General features: G+C 42.8%; 19 protein-coding genes and 2 pseudogenes. 16 read left to right on the top strand and 5 right to left on the bottom strand.

Annotated elements, in window-relative coordinates; translation table 11 throughout:
- Positions 1-3 precede the first annotated feature (3 nt).
- From phnM to ACZ427_RS03840, 10 genes and pseudogenes are all read left to right on the top strand, one after another.
- Positions 4-1,185, top strand: a complete 1,182-nt coding sequence (gene phnM, locus ACZ427_RS03795) for a phosphonate metabolism protein PhnM (RefSeq protein WP_461179045.1) — start codon at positions 4-6, stop codon at positions 1,183-1,185.
- Between the two features lie 13 nt (positions 1,186-1,198).
- On the top strand, positions 1,199-1,915 hold the full coding sequence (gene phnL, locus ACZ427_RS03800; protein WP_461179046.1) for a phosphonate C-P lyase system protein PhnL: 717 nt from the start codon (positions 1,199-1,201) through the stop codon (positions 1,913-1,915).
- Positions 1,912-2,742, top strand: a complete 831-nt coding sequence (locus ACZ427_RS03805; protein ID WP_461179047.1) for a PHP domain-containing protein — start codon at positions 1,912-1,914, stop codon at positions 2,740-2,742. Before phnL ends, ACZ427_RS03805 begins: the two co-directional genes overlap by 4 nt.
- Before the next feature lie 171 nt (positions 2,743-2,913).
- Positions 2,914-3,951 (top strand): PhnD/SsuA/transferrin family substrate-binding protein, encoded by a 1,038-nt coding sequence (locus ACZ427_RS03810; RefSeq protein ID WP_461179048.1) that lies wholly within the window; start codon positions 2,914-2,916, stop codon positions 3,949-3,951.
- 134 nt (positions 3,952-4,085) lie between these two features.
- Complete coding sequence (phnC, locus tag ACZ427_RS03815; RefSeq protein ID WP_461179049.1) at positions 4,086-4,850, top strand: phosphonate ABC transporter ATP-binding protein; 765 nt, start codon at positions 4,086-4,088, stop codon at positions 4,848-4,850.
- A 14-nt stretch (positions 4,851-4,864) separates the two neighbouring features.
- Positions 4,865-5,650, top strand: a complete 786-nt coding sequence (locus tag ACZ427_RS03820; protein ID WP_461179050.1) for a PhnE/PtxC family ABC transporter permease — start codon at positions 4,865-4,867, stop codon at positions 5,648-5,650.
- The gene (locus tag ACZ427_RS03825; protein ID WP_461179051.1) at positions 5,650-6,507 is read left to right on the top strand and encodes an ABC transporter permease subunit; all 858 of its coding nucleotides are present in this window, start codon (positions 5,650-5,652) and stop codon (positions 6,505-6,507) included. The genes ACZ427_RS03820 and ACZ427_RS03825 overlap by 1 nt, the downstream gene beginning before the upstream one ends.
- Positions 6,508-6,732: 225 nt before the next feature.
- The gene (locus tag ACZ427_RS03830; RefSeq protein WP_461179052.1) at positions 6,733-7,980 is read left to right on the top strand and encodes a flavin-dependent oxidoreductase; all 1,248 of its coding nucleotides are present in this window, start codon (positions 6,733-6,735) and stop codon (positions 7,978-7,980) included.
- Positions 7,981-7,992: 12 nt separating this feature from the next.
- A complete protein-coding gene (locus ACZ427_RS03835) occupies positions 7,993-8,292 on the top strand; it encodes a Dabb family protein (protein ID WP_461179053.1) in 300 nt (99 codons plus the stop codon).
- 195 nt (positions 8,293-8,487) lie between these two features.
- Positions 8,488-8,697: pseudogene (locus ACZ427_RS03840) on the top strand (PTS transporter subunit EIIC); the annotation flags it as partial.
- Here the strand turns inward: ACZ427_RS03840 and ACZ427_RS03845 are convergent.
- A pseudogene (locus ACZ427_RS03845) lies at positions 8,686-8,961 on the bottom strand (GntR family transcriptional regulator); the annotation flags it as partial. The pseudogenes ACZ427_RS03840 and ACZ427_RS03845 overlap by 12 nt on opposite strands.
- Positions 8,962-9,274: 313 nt before the next feature.
- Here ACZ427_RS03845 and nagA point away from each other — a divergent pair.
- The 6 genes from nagA (at position 9,275) to ACZ427_RS03875 (ending at position 17,137) form a co-directional block, all read left to right on the top strand.
- Positions 9,275-10,450, top strand: coding sequence for an N-acetylglucosamine-6-phosphate deacetylase (nagA, locus tag ACZ427_RS03850; RefSeq protein ID WP_461179054.1), 1,176 nt, complete (start codon positions 9,275-9,277; stop codon positions 10,448-10,450).
- A 1-nt stretch (position 10,451) separates the two neighbouring features.
- A complete protein-coding gene (gene nagB, locus ACZ427_RS03855; protein ID WP_461179055.1) occupies positions 10,452-11,174 on the top strand; it encodes a glucosamine-6-phosphate deaminase in 723 nt (240 codons plus the stop codon).
- Between the two features lie 94 nt (positions 11,175-11,268).
- Positions 11,269-12,114: a glucose PTS transporter transcription antiterminator GlcT gene (gene glcT, locus ACZ427_RS03860; protein ID WP_461179056.1), complete on the top strand. Its 846-nt coding sequence runs from the start codon at positions 11,269-11,271 to the stop codon at positions 12,112-12,114.
- A gap of 169 nt (positions 12,115-12,283) precedes the next feature.
- Positions 12,284-14,335 (top strand): glucose-specific PTS transporter subunit IIBC, encoded by a 2,052-nt coding sequence (ptsG, locus tag ACZ427_RS03865; RefSeq protein ID WP_461179057.1) that lies wholly within the window; start codon positions 12,284-12,286, stop codon positions 14,333-14,335.
- 172 nt (positions 14,336-14,507) lie between these two features.
- Positions 14,508-15,524 (top strand): hypothetical protein, encoded by a 1,017-nt coding sequence (locus ACZ427_RS03870; protein ID WP_461179058.1) that lies wholly within the window; start codon positions 14,508-14,510, stop codon positions 15,522-15,524.
- A 542-nt stretch (positions 15,525-16,066) separates the two neighbouring features.
- Positions 16,067-17,137, top strand: coding sequence for an AbrB family transcriptional regulator (locus ACZ427_RS03875; protein WP_461179059.1), 1,071 nt, complete (start codon positions 16,067-16,069; stop codon positions 17,135-17,137).
- A gap of 122 nt (positions 17,138-17,259) precedes the next feature.
- Here the strand turns inward: ACZ427_RS03875 and ACZ427_RS03880 are convergent, their stop codons facing one another.
- From ACZ427_RS03880 to ACZ427_RS03895, 4 genes are all read right to left on the bottom strand, one after another.
- The gene (locus ACZ427_RS03880; RefSeq protein WP_461179060.1) at positions 17,260-17,439 is read right to left on the bottom strand and encodes a hypothetical protein; all 180 of its coding nucleotides are present in this window, start codon (positions 17,437-17,439) and stop codon (positions 17,260-17,262) included.
- Positions 17,440-17,753: 314 nt separating this feature from the next.
- Positions 17,754-17,879 (bottom strand): hypothetical protein, encoded by a 126-nt coding sequence (locus ACZ427_RS03885; RefSeq protein WP_461179061.1) that lies wholly within the window; start codon positions 17,877-17,879, stop codon positions 17,754-17,756.
- 268 nt (positions 17,880-18,147) lie between these two features.
- On the bottom strand, positions 18,148-19,320 hold the full coding sequence (locus tag ACZ427_RS03890) for a pyridoxal phosphate-dependent aminotransferase (protein WP_461179062.1): 1,173 nt from the start codon (positions 19,318-19,320) through the stop codon (positions 18,148-18,150).
- 33 nt (positions 19,321-19,353) lie between these two features.
- Positions 19,354-20,148 (bottom strand): carbon-nitrogen family hydrolase, encoded by a 795-nt coding sequence (locus tag ACZ427_RS03895; protein ID WP_461179063.1) that lies wholly within the window; start codon positions 20,146-20,148, stop codon positions 19,354-19,356.
- Between the last annotated feature and the right edge of the window lie 302 nt (positions 20,149-20,450).

Genomic DNA, 20,450 nt, shown 5'->3' on the forward strand with positions numbered 1-20,450 from the left:
ACGGTGTACATTATTCATAATGGAAAAGTTGTTACAGAAGAAGCGATTATTGAAGGGCATGCTGTCATCACAGAAGGGGAGACAATCCGAGGCATTATTCCAGAGTGTGAAATTTCATCCTACCCAGAGGCGGAAAGGATTGATGCAAACGGTGGCTATATTTCACCGGGGTTCATTGACATTCATTCTGATTATATTGAGACAATCGCATCCCCGAGACCGACAAGTATGATGGATTTTAACATCAGTTTGCGGGAAGCGGAAAAGATCTTAATAAGCCATGGAATTACGACGATGTTTCATTCCCTTTCGTTCTATCGGGAGGATATTTTTACTAATAAACCAATGCGAAGACCGGAAAATGTCCAGCGGATGGTTGATGCAATAGACAGCACCCATCACGAACTTCATCTGATTCGCCACAGACTCCATGCCCGATTTGAGATTGATAATCTCGATGAAGTGCATCAGCTTGTCCAAAATATTGAGGACGATAAAGTACATCTATTGTCGTTTATGGATCATACCCCCGGCCAGGGACAGTACCGCGATCTGGAAGTGTATCGCCAAACATTGCAGGGGTATCGTGAATTAAGTAATCATGACGTTCAGACGATTATCATGGAACGTCAGACGGCAGAAGTGATCACAATGGAAAAGATGAAAGAAATAGCAGGCAAAGCGATGGACAAAGGCATAGCAGTGGCTTCCCATGATGACGATAATATTCAAAAATTGGAACTTGTGAAATCCTTTGGCACTACCATTAGTGAATTCCCAATTACCCTGGATGTTGCAAAAAAAGCCAGAGAGATGGGGATTTCGACCATTGTCGGTGCTCCAAATGTCCTGCTTGGTGGTTCCCATTCCGGAAATTTAGCTGCAGTCGAGGCTATTGCGCATAATTGTGCGGATATTCTATGCAGTGACTATTATCCTGCTGCCCTGCTCCATGCGATATTTGATTTAAACGAGAAACATGGAAATGATCTGCACCACATGTTTATGATGGTCACGCATAATCCGGCAAAAGCAGTACACATGGATTCGGAGATTGGATCCATCAAAGCAGGTAAAAAAGCAGATCTGCTAGTTATTGAACGAATGGAAGACGGGTATCCGATGCTGACAAAAACGATTGTCAATGGATCCTTAATTACAACGACTAATTACCGTACGAAATAAAAAAGGAGTTGTTTTGCTGATGCTTGAAGTGAAGGAGTTTGGCAAACGGTTTACGATTCACCACATAGGTAAAACCATCCAGGCAGCTGAACACATTGATTTCACCCTGAAAAAGGGGGAATTCATTGGGATTGTCGGAAAAAGCGGCAGCGGGAAGTCGACGGTCCTTAAGAGCATTTATCGTACTTATTTGCCGGATAAGGGGCAGATTCTATATGATTCGGCTCGTTTTGGCCGCATTGATTTAACAAAAGCAACAGAACGGGAGATGCTTTATCTTAGAAAATATGAAATCGGCTATGTGTCGCAATTTCTGAATGTGATGCCGAGAACGACATCACGAAAGCTGGTGGAAAAAGCATTACTTGAAATGGGGAAGTCTGAAGCAGTTGCACAACTTGAAGCAGAGAAAGCATTAACACATTTTGAACTGGATTCAAAATTATGGGATACCTATCCGAATACATTCTCCGGTGGGGAAAAACTCCGCCTTAATATTGCCATGGCAACGGTAAAAAAACCGAGACTGCTATTGCTTGATGAGCCGACTGCAAGTCTTGACAGGCAATCGAAACAAAAGGTCAGGGAAATCATTGAAAGCCTGAAAGCTCAAGGGACAACGCTTGTGGGCATTTTCCACGATATTGAATTTATGGATGGTTTATGTGACAACATTTTTGATATAAAAAACAGCCGAGCAGCCAGACACCAGGCGGGTGTTGTAAAGTGAAAGCAGACCTGCACGTACATAGCAGCTATTCCGATGGTTCTGATTCCGTCGGGGAAGTGATGAAAAAAGCGAAGAAACGCGGGCTATCCCAAATTAGTTTTGTCGAACATGATACGATTACAGGCTGGTATGAAGTACAACGGATGGGGGAGAAATATGAAATTGAAACAATCCCAGGCATTGAACTATCGGCGTATGATTTTAAACGAAGCCGGAAAGTTCATATTCTTGGCTATTTCTACAACCCGGAAGCATCGAATATACAAGCGGTAACGGAACCGGTACGAGAGCGGAGGCAGGCACATTCCCTATGGCAAATCGAGCAGTTGAATAAGAATGGCTACGCACTAGATGCGGAAAGGATTATGAAGATGGTCAAGCCAGGCAGTACCATATATAAACAGCATATCATGAAGGATCTGACAGCGGCGTCGTATTCATCGAGAGAGTATAAACAGTTATATCAAATGTTATTTAAAGGAAATGGTATTGCCTCCGGAGACATCCGCTATATGGATGTGTTTGATGCCCTGCAGGCAATTGTGGCAGATGGCGGGATTGCTGTCGTTGCGCATCCTGGTCAGCTGGATTCCTATGAGCTCATTCCGGAGCTGGTTGATGCTGGATTAGGCGGGATTGAATGTAATCACCCGGACCATGTGAAACAGGACCATCAGAAAGTGGTTGAATTGGCGAGTGAATACCAGCTGATGATGACTGGCGGTACAGATTACCATGGTGATTTTGGAGAAGTGATCGGGGTGGGAGAAATTTTAAGTCCTGCAACGATTACCCCCCTAAGATCAAGGACATGTAAACAACCTTAAGATAGGGTTAAGAGTCTGTAAATTTGCACTATTTTGTTTCGGGTTATGTTTCAATATAACTAGCTAAACAGAGTGAGAGGAATGGGGTGATTTCTTCTGTGAATTTGTAGAATGATAGCTTTGAGATTAGGTACATTTCGTTACAAAAACTTTCTAAAGAGGTGCATGGTGATGAAAAGGAATTTATCTTTGATTGTAATGCTGTCTGTATTTATGGTATTTTTAGCTGCTTGTTCCCAAAGTAGTGCCAATGAAGGTGGAGAGCCTGATGATGTAATCGATATTGTCTGGTACCCGAATGAATCTGGTAGTGAACTAAAATCTTCCCGTGACGCCATTGGCAGTACAATTGCAGATGCTACCGGCAAGGAAGTGGAACATCACTTAACAACAGATTATGCGATTGCTATTGAAACATTGGTTAATAATAATGCTGATTTGGCATTCATGGGAGCTCAAGGATATATCGAAGCAAATGCCAGTAATGATGCCATCCAGCCTTTAGCTGTACCAACAGGGCCATCAGGAACATTGGACGACGCTTTATATCACAGCTGGCTTGCATTGAACGTAGATGAGCAGGAAAATTATAAAGTTGACGGTGAATTTTCACTGGACACAATTGCAGACAAATCGTTTTCCTTTGTATCAACAAGTTCAACATCAGGATTTAAGGTTCCAACTTCCACAATCCTTGGGCATTTCAATGAGCAGGAAGAATACGCTAATCTGACGGAAGAGGACTTAATGGAAGGCGGCGCATTATTTTCCCAGGTATTATTTGGAAATTCCCACCAGGGATCAGCAGTGAATCTATTAACAGGTAATGCCGATGTAGCTGCATTCTGTGATACATGTGTGGAAAATTATGTGGAAATTGCAGAAGGGGAAGAAAATACGGAAGGCGCGGTCTATCGTGTAAAGGATGATGCAGAAGAGCCTTTTAACAATGTAACTGGCAGCGAGTTCACGTTAATGAGTGTAACTCCAGTGTTGAATGCTCCATTTGTTGCCAACATGGAAGCATTAGGTCAGGAAGATTTTGACAAATTGTTGGAAGTCTTCACTTCAGATGAAGTTGCAAACAATGAAGCGATTTTCGTACCGGAAGATTCTGAGGACTCCGCGTTATTCACAAAATCTGGTGATGAACGATTTGCACCAGTTGAAGATGAGTGGTTCGACCCAATTCGTGAGCTTTCCAACTAATCGTTTTGCTCAGGGGGCCAGACCCCTCTGAGAAAGTATAAAACTTTGTTACTGCATGATAGTTCGGAATAAGGCTTTATCGCCAAAAAAGATTAGCGAAAATCTAAGTTTTCTAAATAAAGGAGTTTATATTCATGTCATTATTACAGGTTGAGGGACTTGGTAAATCATATGACTTAGCAACAAAGGTATTAAAGGATATCCATTTTGAGGTGGAAGCAGGAGAATTTGTTTCCATTATAGGACCATCCGGTGCAGGAAAGTCGACCCTTTTGCGCTGTATCAATCGAATGGTTGACATCAATGAGGGTCGTGTAACGTTTGATGATTTGGACGTAGGAAGTCTGAAGAAGAAAGAACTTCGTAAATTGCGGACAAATATTGGGATGATTTTTCAACATTATAATCTAGTACCAAGGTTGACGGTCATTGAAAATGTGCTGCATGGACGTTTTGGCTACAAGACAGTCATGCAGGGAGTCCTGGGAAGGTTTACGGAAGAAGAGAAAGAGCATGCTTTTTACCTTCTTGAAAAACTGGGTATTGAAGAACATGCATATAAACGCTGTGATCAGCTAAGCGGCGGACAGCAGCAACGTGTTGGAATTTGCCGAGCCCTTATTCAGAAACCGAAGCTTGTTCTTTGTGATGAACCGATTGCTTCCCTTGATCCGAATGCATCAAAAGTAATTATGGACCATTTAAAATCCATCACAACTGAAATGAACATCACCTGCCTTGTAAATCTCCATCAGGTGGAAGTTGCTCAAAGCTATTCGGATCGTATTATCGGCTTGAAAAAAGGAGAAGTCGTTTTTGACGGACCTAATCTGAAACTGTCCGAGGAACAGATCAATCATATTTATGGTACAGCAACGAGAGAGTTAATTACGGTATAAGGAGACAGCCTGTGATGGATGCTAAACGAATGCGCAAACGCAAATGGCAGACAAGTCTGGTTTTTATAATCATTATCGTAATCACCTATTTGTCTGCTGTGATAACAAATTTTAATTTTCTGCAGGGTCTTGCCACATTTCCTGCAGCAATCGGATGGATTTTTTCTAACCTGCTGATTACACAAGAATCCCTGGAAAGATTGCCGGATGTATTGGTGAAATTGAATGAAACAATCTTCATGTCGATTGCTGCCACAACAACAGCTGCCGTCGTTTCCCTTTTTTTGGGACTAATGGGATCCAAAATAACGAGAATTAATGGCTTCATCAGTACGTTGGCCCGGTTTATCGCATCGTTTTCCAGAAATATTCCAGTAGTGGCGTGGGCGCTAATCCTGCTGCTCTCCTTTGGGCAAAATTCAGTGACCGGCTATTTGGCACTATTCGTCGGAAGTGTTGGATTTCTGACACGGGCGTTCATTGAATCCATCGATGAAGCAAGCCACAGTTCGGTGGAGGCATTAACAGCCACTGGAGCATCTTATTTTCATATTGTAAATAAGGCGGTTATACCTCAATGCAAGCCACAGCTGATCAGCTGGATCTTATTTATGATTGAAACAAATATCCGCAGTGCAACACTCGTCGGGATACTGACAGGTACAGGGATTGGGTTCATTTTTGATTTATACTATAAGACGATGAACTATAACATGGTCGCTCTTATTACTTTCACGATTGTTCTTGCCGTCATCCTGATTGAACTAATCTCCAACTATATACGGAAGGTGATTCTGTAATGGAAGTCATTCAAACAAGACCCTACATAAAACGAAAGAGAGATGGCAGGATTAATCTGAAAGCAGGAAGCAAATCAGAGCGTGTGATGCGAGTAACACTTATTCTTTTTGTTGTATTAACAGGAATGGCTTTTCTGTTTTTCGATTATACCGGATTGGAGCTGTCGAGTGCGATTACAGAAACGGCTCATAATCTGAAGGTGATGTTTCTTCAGCCGGGATTAAGCCATTTTGGGTTAGGGGAAGCGATGTATCAAATTGGAATAACACTCGGATTGGCAGTTTTATCAACAGTTTTTGGTGGAGTGATTGCCCTGTTTCTGGCCTTGATGGCAGCAACGAATTTATCGAAGGAGTGGCTCTCTAAAAGTGTACGGATTGTTGTTGCTTTTATACGGGCTGTGCCAACCGTATTATGGGTGCTCATCTTTGCAATAGCAGCAGGCCTGGGGAGTGAGGCCGCAATCCTTGGTATGCTGTTTCATTCGGTAGCATACCTGGTTAAAGCATTTTCCGAGTCCTTTGAGGAAATAGACCCTGGCATTATTGAAGCTTTACGGGCAACTGGCTCCAGCTGGTGGCATATTGTCACACATGCTGTGCTTCCATCCACTTTTACCTATTTGATGTCATGGACATTTCTGCGGTTTGAAATTAACTTTGGTGTAGCCGTCGCAATGGGAGCTGCAGCAGGTGCAGGGGGTATCGGCTTTGAGCTTTCCATGGCATCCGGATTCTACTTTGATCTTAGTGAGGTTGGATTTATTACCTATGCCATCTTATTAATCGCCATTTTCCTGGAAGTCCTTTCCACTAAAATGAAAAACCGCTATTTTCCGGCAACGTTAGAGAAGTAATAAACGAAAACCGAAAATAATTGCCCCTGATGTGGGAGCCTTTCTCTTTATGGAAGGCTCCCACTAGCATTTTGAAGTACATCCCCCAGATTATTGCAAAAGAAAAAGACTGAAGATTCTTTTCTATTTCCCATTGAAAAAATCTCCTTTTATGTAATAATTAATAGAAACGAAAAGTCTGAATTGATTACATAATTTCATTATCAGTCATCAGGGGGAGTTTTCATGTCTAACAGCAAAACAGCCATCATCGTTGGCGGAGGAATTGGCGGGCTTGTAACAGCACTTAAGTTGCACCGCTCAGGCGTAAAAGTAAATGTTTTTGAAAGTGTAGGAACGATTCGTGCGCTAGGTGTTGGAATTAATCTACTGCCACATGCGGTAAGAATTTTAACGGAACTGGGGCTTAGTGAGGATCTGGAAAAGATTGGCGTTCCTACAGCAGAACTCAGTTATTTCAATAAATTTGGACAGCAAATCTGGCAGGAACCAAGAGGAAAAGACGCGGGCTATCGCTGGTCGCAATATTCCATTCACCGGGGCAGGCTGCAGATGCTTCTGTTAAAAGCGGCACAGGAACAACTAGGTGAGGAAGCTGTGAAGACAAGTCACCATCTGACTTCATTTGAGTCTTTTTCCGATAAGGTGGAAGCACATTTCGAGAATAAAAAAACAGGAGCGTCACTGGGAAAATACAGTGCGGATATCCTAATCGCAGCAGATGGAATTCATTCGGCTGTGCGGAAATCCTTTTATCCAAATGAAGGAGAGCCGAAATTCAGTGGACGGATTTTATGGCGCGGCCTTACAGAAGCTTCTTCCTTCCTGACAGGAAAATCAATGATTATGGCAGGATTCCAGGATCAGAAGTTTGTTGCTTATCCGGTTGACCCGGAAATTTCAGGTGACCGTTCACTTGTTAATTGGATTGCAGAGCTCACCATTGAGGAAGATGCACCAACACGGGCGGATTGGAACAGGAAAATCGATAAGCAGAAATTTGCCCCTGCTTTTGCCGATTGGGACTTTGGCTGGCTGGATGTGCCAAGGCTCATTGAGGAAACTGAGGCTGTCTATGAATTTCCGATGGTAGACAGAGATCCACTGCCAGCGTGGACGTTTGGCAGAGTGACGTTACTCGGGGATGCTGCCCATCCGATGTATCCAATTGGGTCAAATGGCGCGTCCCAGGCGATCCTCGATGCGGATGCATTGGGACAGGCTATAATGGAAGAACCTGATGTTGAATCTGCATTAAAGGCATATGAAAAAGTGCGGTTAGAGCCCACAGCCAATATTGTAAAAAGCAACCGGAAAAACGGCCCGGAACACGTCATGCAAATTGTTGAAGAACGTGCACCAGAGGGCTTTGCCGAATTGCATGACATCATCTCAAAAGGAGAGCTTGAGGAGATAACAGGCGGCTATAAGAAAATTGCCGGATTTGACCAGAAATCACTGAATAAGAAATAGGAGTAAGAAAACATGATCGAACATATTGTATTAATCAAATTCTCTCCGGAGACAAAAATGGAAGAAAAAGATGAATTAATCCGAAGAACATTGGCGCTGAAAAACGTTATTCCGGGCATTGTGGACATTCAGCAGGGACATAACTTTTCCGATCGAAGCAAGGGGTACGAAGTCGGGCTGACCGTCCGCTTTACAGACCGGGACGCGCTGGAAGGCTATGGCCCCCATCCACAGCATCAAAAGATTGTTTCCTATCTGAAGGAAATTGGTGTAGAAGATAGTATCGTAGTTGATTTTCCGGTGGATGCTTGATGGTATCGTTGCGTAGTTTTATGCCGAGAACGCTATTTAATTAATAAAAAGATGAGCCCCTGAACACTTTAGGTGCTCATCTTTTTTATATGTATTGTAAAATAGTAACCTAGGTAAAGTAATCCAAATAAAGGAGAGATTTCAATGATCCATACCTAGTTTAATGAATTGGTAACGGATTGATGCTTCCGGAGACAGGCTGGATTCTTTCCAATTATGATGTTCGGTCTTCCTGCTGCGGTGTTAGCAATGTATCACACAGCGAAAACCAAAAAGAAAAAAACTGCAGCGTCTTTATTGATGGCCGCAGCGTTTGCATCCTTCTTTACCGGTGTTACAGAAATGCTTGAATTCTCCTTTATGTTTTTGGCACCAGCTCTTTATGTGGTTCAGCATATCCTCACTGAAACTTGATAAGCCTGATAAGTCCTGTTCGAATTTTTCTTCAGCGATAAAGGTTCCTCTTCCTTTTTGCCGGTATACCAGACCTTGTGCAACTAAATTATTGATAGCTTGCCTTACTGTCATTCTGTTTATCTTGTACTTTTCCGACATCTCACGCTCGGAAGGCAATATATCTCCAGGGGCAAGATTTTCAGATTGTATGAAGTTTTTAATTTGTTCTTCTAATTGATAATATATCGGGATAGGCGAATGTTTATCGATCATGAAAGACCCCCCCTTTTTTCGAATTGTATTCTGCACGAACTGGTATAAAGAAGTCCCTTGCTGCAAAATTCATGGAGCAATCAAGAAACTGGCAGTATAAAAGAAATCTGTCGTCCAAAGAAATTCCATATTATAAACGCAGTAGGTATCGTCCGATTTTAGAAGAAACATGTTCCTTCTCATCATATAAGAACTTGATGATTAGCTGAATTTTCTAATCAATTGTACCAGATTGCTATACTTGTATAGATAAAGGTATAGACCACTATAATGGTGTTACGGTTGAAATTGTAATTGGAAAGGAAGATGAAATATGCCACATGAACATCTTTTTATTAAAAATGTATCGGTTTTTCTTGAAGACAAGGTGCTGCCAAACGGTGGTATATATATTGAAAATAATCAAATCAAAGACATTGTGGAAATGAAAGATAATGAAAAGTACACAGACGGGGATATTGAGGTCATCGACGCCAAAGGTCTCCATGCTATTCCCGGATTCATCGATGGTCATATCCATGGAGCGAATGGAGCGGATGTGATGGATGCAACAGAAGCAGCGCTTGATTCCATGACTTCGGTTTTACCAAGGGAAGGGACGACAAGCTTTTTAGCAACGACAATCACCCAATCCCCGGAGAATATTGAAAAAGCACTAAGTAACATTGCGGCATATAAAAATAAATCCGGACAGGCAGAAATAATCGGTGTACATTTAGAAGGACCATTTGTTGAGAAGAAGCGGGCAGGCGCCCAACCGCTCGATTATATCATCGAACCTGATATTGGATTGTTTGAAAAATGGCAGCAGCTTTCAGGTAATTCAATAAAAACAATAACAATGGCTCCTGAATATGATGGGGAAGGAGACTTTATTAAGAAGCTTGTTGCTTCAGGTGTGAATGTTTCTGCAGGCCATACGGATACGAATTTTGCCGGGATGAAAAAAGCTGTCTCACATGGGGTCAGGCAGGTTACCCATTTATGTAATGCGATGTCAGGAATTCATCATCGGGATATCGGTGTCGTCGGTGCGGCATTTCAATTGGAGGAATTACGTGCTGAACTGATTGCAGACGGGGTCCATGTGGAGCAGGAAATGCTGCAGTTGATTTATCATAATATCGGGGCAGAACGCCTTATTTTGATCACAGATGCCATGCGTGCCAAATGCTTATCAATGGGAGATTTTGAGCTTGGTGGTCAGCCTGTTAAAGTGACGGAGGACCGCGCTATGCTCGAAGATGGAACATTAGCTGGAAGCATTTTGAAAATGAATGAAGGCGCCCGGAAAATGTTACAATTGACTGGAGTTTCCATGCAGGATATTATAAAAATGGCATCCATCAATCCGGCAAAACAGATCGGTATGTTTGAGACAAAGGGAAGTATTTCAGTAGGAAAAGATGCGGATGTTTTACTTATTGATGAGAAGTTGAATATAAAATACACGATTTGTCGCGGTGTTGTGGCATATAAAGGAGAATAGTATGGATATTATTAAAGTGAAAAATTACGAAGCTATGAGTGAACAGGCATGTGCGATCATTCTAAAAGAGATTGCTGCCCTGAATAATCCGGTGCTGGGACTTGCTACAGGTTCTACTCCAGAGGGAATGTATAAGCATCTTGTTGAAGCAAACAAGAAGAACGAAGGATCATTTGAAGATGTTTCTACATTCAATCTGGATGAATATGTAGGCCTGGATCCGGATGATAAAAATAGCTATAACCATTATATGTATGAAAAATTATTCAATCATATTGATATAAAGTCTGAAAACGTTCATTTGCCAAAGGGAAATGCTGCAGATTTACAGCAGACTTGCCAGGATTATGAAGCGCTGATCCAGGATGCAGGAGGTATTGATCTACAGGTATTAGGCATTGGTATCAATGGCCATATCGGATTTAACGAACCAGGTACTCCGTTTGATTCCAGAACGCATGTCGTTGATTTGGAAGAATCAACAAGGCAGGCAAATGCCCGATTTTTCCGATCATTGGATGATGTGCCAAAGCAGGCAATTACCATGGGGATTGATACGATTATGGAAAGCAAGAAGATTATATTGCTTGTTTCAGGTGAAAGTAAACGGGAAGCGCTAAACAAACTTATGAATAGGGAAGTAACGGAGGATGTTCCGGCATCTGTATTGCAAAACCATAAGAATGTTGTTGTTGTGGCAGATGAGGCAGCAATAGGGGAATAACCACAGTGCCGCCAGAGTAGAAATATTCCCCCCACAGTGGTACGCTTTACCGTAGAGCAAATTATCAGCTTGCTTTGTTAAGGGGACGGAAATGTTGAATACATTAATGGTAGAAAAAGTTTTGAATAACAATGTGCTGATCGCGGTAGCGGAGCCGGATCAAGAGGAAGTTATTGTCATAGGAAAAGGGATTGGCTTCAATAAGAAAAAACATGATGCCATTCGTGAAGATATGATTGAGAAGTTATTTGTATTGCGGAATGAAAAAGAGAAGGAGCATTACAAACAGCTTTTGCCTCAAATAGATGAAGCTATGTTAAATACGATTATTGCTTCGATTGAAATGATTCGAAGCAGGTCAAACGTGATGCTGAATGAGCAGGTGCATGTGGCCCTGACGGATCATATTCTGTTTGCCATCCATCGTTTGAAAAAGGGAATGGAAATTAAAAATCCTTTTTTGACCGAGACAAAAGCGCTTTACCCATTTGAATATGAAATTGCTGCTGAAGTGGTGGATTATATTAATCAATCATTGGCAATAAATCTGCCTGATGGTGAGATTGGCTTTGTGGCATTGCATGTACACAGTGCGATTACAGATAAAACAATTTCCGATGTAAATAAATATTCACAGCTGGTCATACAACTGGTTGAACTAATTGAAAGTCAATTAAAGATAACAATCGACCACAACGGAATCGATTATATCCGGCTCGTAAGACATATCCGTTATACGATTGAAAGAGTTTTGCAGGATGAAAAACTGGAGGAGCCATTAAAAATTGCTAGCCTCTTGAAAACGGAATACCCGACGTGCTATAATCTTTCATGGAAGTTAATGAAAATAATGCAACAAACATTGAAAAAACCTGTGTATGATGCAGAAGCGGTTTATCTGACGATGCATTTGCAGAGATTACATGCTAAATTTGAATAATATATGTTTCTACGTGTAACTGATTCGATCAGGCATGAGTGAGAAAGCATGAGAGAAAAGATTTTGGGAAAGCTACCCTTATCTTTGTTTTTCATGTTTTTAAACTCATGCCTTTTTTGTTTTTTAGCCAGGATTTTGAATGTTTGCTGTGAAATAGGAGGTTTTTTACATGTTTAAAAAGGCTTTTGGAGTTCTTCAAAAAGTCGGAAAAGCATTAATGCTGCCAGTGGCACTCCTGCCGGCAGCTGGTCTATTGCTTGGGTTTGGTAATGCGGCCCAGCAGGATACAATGCTTGAGTATCTTCCTTTTCTAGGAGCGGAGTGGATTCAGCTCATTGCGACAGTGATGGAAGATGCCGGTGGAATTATTTTTGATAACTTGCCACTCATTTTCGCAATTGGTGTTGCGATTGGCCTGGCAAGTGATGGAGCAGCTGGACTTGCTGCACTGGTTGGTTATCTGGTATTGAACCAGGTGATGGGGTCATGGATCGGTGTTACACCGGAAATGATTGAAAATAATCCGGCTTATGCCAGTATATTAGGAATTCCAACATTACAGACAGGGGTATTTGGCGGGATTATCGTCGGATTAATTGCGGCATTCTGTTACAATCGCTACCACGATATTGAAATGCCGTCATTCTTAGGATTCTTTGCAGGGAAACGATTTGTGCCAATTATGACAGCAGCCGTTTCCTTTGTTGCAGGTATTTTACTAATGTTCATCTGGCCATCGGTACAGGAAGCGATGAACAGTGCATCCTACTGGTTAATTGAAGAAGGAACGTATTTGGCGGTATTTTTATTTGGATTTATTAAACGATTGCTCATCCCATTTGGGTTACATCATATTTTCCATGCGCCTTTCTGGTATGAGTTCGGTTCCTATACAACAGCTGCAGGCGATATTGTCCGCGGTGATATGACCATCTTCTTCGCACAACTTAGAGAAGGTGTTGAAATTACAGCAGGTAACTTCATGGCCGGGGAATTTCCGATTATGATGTTTGGTTTGCCAGCAGCAGCTTTAGCGATGTATCATGCAGCAAAACCTGCAAGGAAAAAACTTGTGGCAGGTTTATTAGCTTCAGGGGCATTAACATCCTTCTTAACAGGGATTACCGAGCCGCTTGAGTTTTCATTTATGTTTATCTCACCAATGCTGTTCGTTATTCACGCCATATTGGATGGGCTATCCTTCATGCTCATGACATTCTTCAGTGTGAATATCGGTTACACATTCTCCGGTGGTGCCATTGACTTTGCATTATTCGGTATTCTGCCTGGACAGGAACCATGGTGGATCGCAGTACTTGCCGGGCTGGTGTTCGCAGTTATTTATTATGTGCTTTTCCGGTTCTTCATTAAAAAATTCAACCTGATGACGCCAGGGCGTGAAGAAACAGACGAAGATCAGGAAGCGAAAAAAGGTGAAACCGGAGATCTTGCGTATAATGTATTGGAAGCAATGGGCGGTGAGAAAAATATCGCACATCTTGATGCTTGTATTACTCGCCTTCGTGTTTCCGTGAATTCTATTAGCAATGTCGATAAAGACGGTCTGAAACAACTGGGCGCTGCAGGCGTATTGGAAGTGGGAGATAATATCCAGGCCATTTTCGGACCGCGCTCAGAAACAATCAAAGGTCAAATGCAGGATATCATATCTGGTAAAACACCTCGTGCTACAGAAACAGATCAACAGGAAGAAATTCAACAGCAAATTGAGGAAGTAAATCCGGATGCATTGCAGAACGAAAAGATAGATGAAGTCATTTTTGCGCCAATGAAAGGGAAGGTTGTACCAATTACGGAAGTACCTGATGATGTTTTCGCAGGGAAAATGATGGGTGATGGATTTGCAATGGTTCCGGAAGAAGGGAAAATTGTCTCCCCGGTAAACGGTAAAATTGTAAATGTCTTCCCGACGAAACATGCAATTGGTATTCAATCTGAAGGCGGAAAAGAAATTCTGATCCATGTGGGAATTGATACTGTCCACTTGAATGGTGACGGCTTTGAAACACTTGTAGAAGAAGGGGACGATGTCAAAGTCGGACAGCCTTTATTACATGCAGATCTTTCTTATATTGGTAAGAACGCCAAGTCCACGATTACACCAGTCGTCTTCACAAATCTGGGTGAAGCAGAACAGATGGTGTTGAAAAAAGAAGGAAATGTAGAGAGAGAAGAAAAAGGAATTGTAGAAATAGAGTAAGAAGTTTTCATAGGTATATGTTGAAATGAATATTCCATAAAAAGCTTGCACAATTAATGAAAACTGCTGAAGCGCTTGACTTCAGCAGTTTTTTTCACCTTGTTAAATAATTGATAAATTCTAAAAACTATGCTCATAATGAAGGTAATGACGAAGAAGGGGGAATGATTCGATGGATACATTATTTCAAAAGCAGGAAGAGGTTTTTACGTTTTACGATGGAGAAGGACAAAAGATGGAACAAAAAACGGAGGTACGATTTGACCCGCTGACAGGGGAATCATCACGTCTTGTCGTTAATCCCGGTTTAAACCTGACACCACCCGATTATACAGAAGCCGCAGAACAAACCAGTGGGAAGAATTGCCCGTTTTGTCCGGAAAATGTGCTGAAATTAACACCGGTATTCCCAAAGGAAGTCACGACAGAAGGACGGATTTCAAAGGGGGAAGCTATTGTCTTTCCAAATTTGTTTCCTTACAGTAAGCATAATGGGGTTGTCGTTTTTTCAGGTGATCATTATGTTCGCTTGCAAGAATTTTCAACTACAATGATAAAGGATGCATTTATGGCAGCACAGACCTATATCAAGCAGGCGATGTCTGAAGAAGAAGAGGGAGCTTATGCATCCATCAACTGGAATTACCTCCCACAATCCGGTGGCAGCATTCTCCATCCGCATCTGCATGTTGTCGTCTCGGAAACAGCAACCAATTATCAAAACGTTTTTGATAGAAAAGGAAAGGCCTTTCAGGAAAACCACGGAGAGGAATATTTATCCTATCTGTATGAAAAAGAGAAAGATGGCGAACGCTGGATTGGCGAACATGGCAATGTGGCGTGGATGCATGCATTCGCACCGAAAAGCCATAATGATTTTCTCACGATTTTTAAGGGAGCAACTTCGATTGATGATATCACTGAGGCGGACTGGCTTAATTTTGCAAAAGGGCTGCAGGCAGTGTTTCAAACATTGGATGAGCAGGGACTCGCAAGCTTTAATATGGCAATAACCTTTTCCAATGAAGGTTCACCAGTCCATGCACGATTGATTCCAAGACTCACGATTGGCGGGCTCGATACAAGTGATATCAACTTCTTCCAGGCCCTTCATCAAGAATCCATGACTTATAAAGCACCAGAGGATGTGGCTAAGATGGCAAGAAAGCATTTTTCCGGGGAGGAATAGTATTTTCTTGTTGCAGTGGTGGCGAATAAGTTCTGCGCTCGGGATAGGAGGTTCTGCGTTCAAGGCGAGTGGTGCTGCGCTCGCGGCTCGAAGTTCTGCGTTTATGTCGATGAGTCCTGCGCTCGTGGTCCGAGGTACCGCTTTCGCGATGATTAGTCCTGCGTTCACGTGGGTTAGTCCAGTGTTCAAGTCGAGCTGTCTCGCGCTTACGTGGATTAGTCAAGTGGTTACAGTGCTTGTGACCCGAACTCCAGCATCCGTGGGAAAAGTAGTGTTTCTGTATAGATGTTACAGAAGCGCTGCTTTTTTAGCAGTAAGAAAGTATAAAACTTTCTTACTGCATAAGTGAGGGCTTTGGCAATTCGCCTAACCTATAGCGAATGCCAAGTTTTCTAATGTATTGAAGCGTTCATGGTTGGATTTTTATAATTCTATTGCTATCTGCTGTTAACTATGCTCATAATGAAATTATCTGTGTCCTTTTCCTTAAGAATGCGGCCCAGCGACTAGAAAGATATTTAGATATTAAAAGGAGTACTATCATGACAAAGGAACAAAATCTGAGGTTAATGGAAACCATTCTGATAGCCACACTCGGCGGCTGGCTGTTCAGTCTGGCGAATTTGCCGCTGCCATGGGTGCTTGGATCATTGACATTTGTGATGCTTTGGCAGGGGCTGACAAATAGAGAGGCATACCTTCCAGCGTCCATCAAAAATGGTGGGCTTATTATCCTTGGAATCTATTTCGGTTTATATTTTACTGCGGACACGTTTCAGACCATCTTGCCATACTTTCTTCCATACCTTTTCCTGACGATTGTTCTGATTACGGCAAGTATCTTGTTAGGCATTGCTGTAACGCGGTGGATTCATGTTGATAAAGTCACAAGTGTGTTTGCCAGCATCCCTGGTGGACTCACAGAGATGACAATTGCCAGTGAATCACTCAACGCAAAATCTTCCTTTGTTGTTATTTTTCAGTCGATCCGGTTAATGACTGTCCTTTTTACGGTTCCAACCGTGATAACCTTACTTTTTACGGAGGACGTTCAAGGCACAATGGGTTCAGAAATGATGGAAAATTCAGTAGTGGGGCTGGAGTGGAATTATTTATGGTTTATTTTACCAGTCATCATTGCATTGCTCATTCGTAACAAGATCCCTGCTGGAATTATTATTGGAGCACTCGGTGTTACAGCTGTGATGAATGTCAGCCCCATCGATATGGCATCGGTCCCGACCTTTTTGCTGAATGCCGGACAAATCACAATTGGTGCAAGCCTGGGGAAAAATATTCTATTTCGTGATGTCAAACAGGGCGGAAAGTATACGCTTGTTTATTTTGGCCTAACCATGCTTATCATTATAATTGCCTTTGGCCTTGGCCTCCTGCTGGCAAATTTCACATCGCTAAATAATGCCACAGCTATTTTAAGCCTTGCTCCTGGAGGGTTATTTGAAATGGTGCTTACCGCATATAGTGTTGGAGGAGACCCGGCGGTGGTCAGTGCTCTGCAGTTGACACGGATTTTAATGATTGTCATGTTTGTACCATCCATTTTAAAATGGCTTTTTAAAGGAAGAACAGGAACATTGCCTAAATCCGGTTAAACATTGCTCTCAGGCGATGGGGTATTCGCTTGAATTTAGCGAAGCATCCCCCCCGGGCCAGGAGTCATCGCCTGAATCCGGTTAAACATCGCCGCCGGGCCAGTGGTTATCACCCGAATCTATTAAACATCGCTGCCGTGCCAAGGGTCATCGCCTGAATCTGATAAAACATCGCCGCCGGGCCAAGCGCCATCACCCGAATCTATTAAAACATCGTCCCTGTGCCAGTGGTCATCACCTGAATCTGATAAAACATCGCTGCCGTGCCAGGAGTCATCATCACCCCGAATCTGATAAAACATCGCCGCCGGGCCAAGCGCTATCACCCGAATCTAATAAAACATCGCCCCCAGACCAAGCGCCATCACCCGAATCTATTAAAACATCGCCCTCAGGCCAAGCGCTATCACCCGAATCCAATAAAACATCGCCGCCGGGCCAAGGTTCATCACCCGAATCTATTAAAACATCGCCGCCGGGCCAAGCGCCATCACCCGAATCCATTAAAACATCGTCCCCAGGCCAAACGCCATCACCCGAATCCATTAAAACATCGTCCCCAGGCCAAGGTTCATCACCCGAATCTATAAAAACATCGCCGCCGGGCCAGTGGTTATCACCCGAATCTATTAAACATCGCTGCCGTGCCAAGGTTCATCGCCTGAATCTGATAAAACATCGTCGCCGGGCCAAGCGCCGTCACCCGAATCCACAAAAACATCGCCCTCAGGCCAAGCGCCATCACCCGAATCTATTAAAACATCGCCCCCAGACCAAGCGCCATCACCTGAATCTATAAAAACATCGTCCCCAGGCCAAAGTTCATCACCCGAATCTATAAAAACATCGCCGCCGGGCCAAGCGCCATCACCCGAATCTATAAAAACATCGCACCAGGCCAAGCGCCATCCCCCGAATCCATTAAAGCATCGCCCCCAGGCCGAGCGTCATCCCCCGAATCCAATAAAACATCGCTCCCCCAGCCCAAGCGTCATCATCTCCAGCTCATACTAAAACAAGTCCAGCCTGCCAATCCGTTCTGCCGCTTCTTCCAGCCGTTCCTCACTATCCAACAGGCCAACACGTACATAGCCCTCTCCCATTTCACCAAATCCATTACCGGCAGCAACTGCCACATGTGCTTTATTCAATAATAAATCAGCGAATTGTTCGGAGGTGAATCCTTCAGGAACCCTGAGCCAGGCAAAGAACGTTCCTTTGGGCGCTTCGACGTTCCAGCCGATGGCATTTAGTTTATCGATAAAGGCATTCCTTCTTTTTTTATAGGTTTCTGCCAATTCCTTAACAGCTTGCTGATCATTGGTCAATGCTTTTGCTGCAGCTTTTTGGACTGCACTGAACAAGCTGACATAGATATGGTCCTGAATCAAATTGATGCTTTCAATGACAGAAGGATTACCAACAGCAAATGCGACGCGCCAGCCTGCCATGTTATAGGTTTTGGATAATGTATACATTTCAACACCGATCTCTTTCGCACCATCAAATTGTAGAAAACTGAGCGGCTTCTTTCCCTCAAAACCGATCGCTCCATATGCAAAGTCATGAACGACACAAATGTTGTGTTTTTTTGCAACATCAACAGTCTTTTCGAAAAAATCGGTTGTAGCAGTAGCAGCGGTTGGATTATTGGGGTAGTTTAGGAACATTAATTTTGCCTGATCTAATGTGTTTGGATCCAGCTTCGTATAGTCGGGAAGGAAATCGTTCTCCGAAAGCAATGGCATCGTTGCTCGTGTCGCATTAGCAAGTGCAACGCCTGACAGATAATCCGGATAGCCCGGATCTGGCAGCAATACGGTGTCTCCCGGATTGAGCAGGCATTGGCTGATCTCAACCAGGCCGGTTTTTGCTCCTGACATAATAGCAACTTCTGTATCCGGGTCGACATCGACATCATATTCACGCTTATAAAAAGCGGCTACAGCTTCCTTTAAAAACGATTGGCCACGAAATGGGGAATACTTGTGGAAATCGGGATTACCTGCAGCATTTTTTAGTTCATTTACAATATGCTCCGGTGTGGGAAGGTCCGGGTTTCCCTGTCCGAGATTGATAATGTCATGCCCTTCATTCATCAGCTTCTTGACCCTTTGAACAAGGCTGGCAAAAAACTGTTCGGGTAATCGCTTTAATGTATCTGATTGTTCGAAGCTCCGCATTGCTTTCACTCTCCTATTATGTGAAATTCGTTATTAGTCGTACATTTCCGGCACTCTGCTGTCAAATACGGGAACATCTTTCCTTATTTTATCCACGGATGAAAGGTCAATGGATGCCGTAACCGTTTCTTCTTTGGAGGAATCACCAATGGCGAGTGCCTTTCCCCATGGATCAATGACCATCGAGCGTCCTGCAAAATCTGTGCCGTCATATACCCCGACACTATTGCTGGATACGACAAAGAATTGATTCTCAATTGCCCTCGCAAGCTGCAAATGTTTCCAGTGGTCAACTCTTGCTTCAGGCCATTCGGCAACAACATGCAGAACTTGAGCACCTTCCAATGCAAGGCTTCGGGCCAACTCCGGAAAACGCAGGTCATAACAGATAATCAGACCCATTTTAATATTGTCCAGTTCGAATGGTTTTACTTTTTCTTTTCCGCCCGTCAAATAGTTATGTTCATTCAGCATCGGTACAAGGTGAATTTTATCGTATTGATAGATCCGTTCACCATTTCGATTGAATACAAGACTCGTATTATAAAATTGCTCTCCTTTTTTATTTCCGATTGAGCCACCGATAATATTAATGTGATAGGTTTTAGCAAGCTTACTTAAAAAAGAAGCACTTGGCTCTTCATGCCGGTCGGCTGTATTTTCCAATTCAGTTAAGGCATAGCCGGTATTCCACATTTCCGGAAGAACAATGGTGTCAGGCTTATCCTGATCCGTGATTTCTTGTACCCAGGCCTCAATATTCTTCCGGTTTTCCTTTGGGTTTGCTGCTTCAATCTTCATTTGATAGATTGCATATTTCATCTCCATGACCCATCCACTCCTTTACAGCATCATACCATGCAGTTATCAACGGGACAAAAAATAGAAATCGGAATATACTTCCGAAATTTCCGGATTTGTCGAACGCGGTGGCATTTTCTAACTGGCATCTTTGCTGATTGTCGATTAAAATAGAAGTGAAACCTTTTTACGGTTACTTTCGTATGAAATGGTACAGATTTTATCAACATAATCCAACTGGTTGGATGTTTAGAAAATGTGGCTTTTCGTCAGCCTTTATGGCGAAAACCTTCGTTATACTTATGTAATAACAAGGTTTTATACCTATA

The organism is Virgibacillus ainsalahensis (genome assembly GCF_055380755.1).